The organism is Komagataeibacter europaeus LMG 18890, assembly GCF_000285295.1.
Lineage (GTDB): Bacteria > Pseudomonadota > Alphaproteobacteria > Acetobacterales > Acetobacteraceae > Komagataeibacter > Komagataeibacter europaeus.
This window is the reverse complement of sequence record NZ_CADP01000251.1, coordinates 1-1,851: the sequence shown is the minus strand read 5'-3', so window position 1 is coordinate 1,851 and position 1,851 is coordinate 1. Positions and strand designations below refer to the sequence as shown.

General features: G+C 59.1%; 2 protein-coding genes. Both read right to left on the bottom strand.

Annotated features, from left to right (window positions below):
- A partial coding sequence (locus GEU01_RS21305; protein WP_042711020.1) for a PQQ-dependent sugar dehydrogenase occupies positions 1 to 1,202 on the bottom strand: 1,202 nt, incomplete at its 3' end.
- Between the two features lie 47 nt (positions 1,203 to 1,249).
- Positions 1,250 to 1,851: NAD(P)H-dependent oxidoreductase (locus tag GEU01_RS21300; protein WP_019087617.1), on the bottom strand; the 602-nt coding region annotated here is incomplete at its 5' end.

Below are 1,851 nucleotides of genomic sequence, written 5' to 3'. Positions count from 1 at the left end.
ACATCAACCGGCGTGCCGGACGGCTTCCCATCGGCAAACGGCACATAGATGACCTTGTAGCCACTCTTGGGCCGCCGGTTCCACGATCCATGCTGTGCGACGAACAGTCCATGGCGCCAGGCGTCCGGAAGCTGGGTGACATCCTGAGAGAAGGTGATGCCAAGGGAGGCCGTATGCGGGCCAAGCGCATAATCCGGCGCGATCGCCTGCGCGACGAGGTCCGGTCGCTGCGGCGAGACCCGTGTGTCAACGTGCTGGCCATAATAGCTGTAAGGCCAGCCATAGAATGCGCCTTCCTTGACCGAGGTAATGTAGTCGGGGACGAGGTCGCTACCGATTTCATCGCGCTCGTTGACCACCACCCACAGGGCACCGCTCTCCGGCTCAAAAGCCAGCCCGTTCGGGTTGCGCAGCCCCGTCGCATAGGGCGTCAGCTTTCCCGTGCTCAGATCGAGCCGGTCGATCCGGGCCCGTCCCTCTTCGACGTCCATCCCGTTATCGGCAACATTGCTGTTGGACCCGATGGTCACATACAAAAAACGGCCATCCGGGCTGGCAAGCAGGTTTTTTGTCCAGTGATGGTTGTAGCCTGCTGGCAGATCCGTGACCTTGGTGCCTGGCGCATCAATCCGCGTGTCACCGTCATGATAGGGAAAGCGGAGAATGGTATTGGCGTTGGCGACATAGAGATCATTCCCCACCAGCGCCATGCCGAAGGGCGAATAGAGATGGTCGAGAAACACCGTGCGGGTATCCGCTGACCCATCGCCCTTGGTGTCGCGCAACAGGATGATCCGGTTCGGGCTGGCCTTCCCCGCGCCAACCTTGCCCATCACGAACCCCGCAATGCGATTTTTGAGTGTCTGGACATCCGTTTTGGGCGAATTGCTCTCGGCCACCAGAATATCGCCATTGGGTAACCGATAAAGCCATCGGGGATGGTCGAGCCCCTTCGCATAGGGCGTAACCGCCAGCCCCTGAGCGGGTACGGGCGTCTGCCCGTCTGCCCAGCCCACGGGCGTCGCGACATTGACAGTCGGAAACAGGGTATGGTTGGGCTGCGGCAGTTCAGGGTGCGGGCCTGTTCCTGCCGTCACGGGAAGGGATGCGCTTTCCGGACGCAGGACGAGTTCCCATGTCGCTGCACCCAGCACTGCCAGGCTGACCACTCCGGCGCTGCCCCAACGTATCCATGTCTTCATGTTACTCTCTCGGTTCCATGTTACCCGGAAAAACCCTGTAATCCGTGCTATGATACAACGCCGCCTTCTGGCAGCACAAAGCCAAGAACGTCTGCAAGATGGGCACGGTAGCGCGCGACGGTCCGATCAATCGCCGGTTCCTTCATAACGTTTGACGCTAGATACGTTGCAAGCGGCGCCATGCCCAGAAACTGGTTGGCCTTGTGGAAAGGGAAATAGACCGCATCAATCCCCTTCCCTTCAAAGAACTGGTCTGGATCGACAAAGGCTTCTTTCGGAGCGTTCCATGTCAGGGAAAGCATGTAATGCTTCCCCTGCAGCAGGCCGCCAGACCCATACTTGCGCTCAGGATGCGACCGGCTGCGCCCATCATTGGCATAAAGCGTGCCATGACCGGCGGTGAAGACTTGGTCAACATACTTCTTGACCGTCCACGGCGCGCCCATCCACCAACCCGGCATCTGGTAGATGACCAGATTTGCCCACTGAATATTCTCGACTTCAGCCTGAATGTCATACCCGGCATCGATCTTTGTCTGGCGCGTATTGAAACCCGCGTTCGACAGGAGCGCAAGGGCGGCGTCATGCAGCGTATCGTTCAGGCGACCATGAGAATGGGCGAAAGCCTTTCCACCGTTCAGAAGAAGAA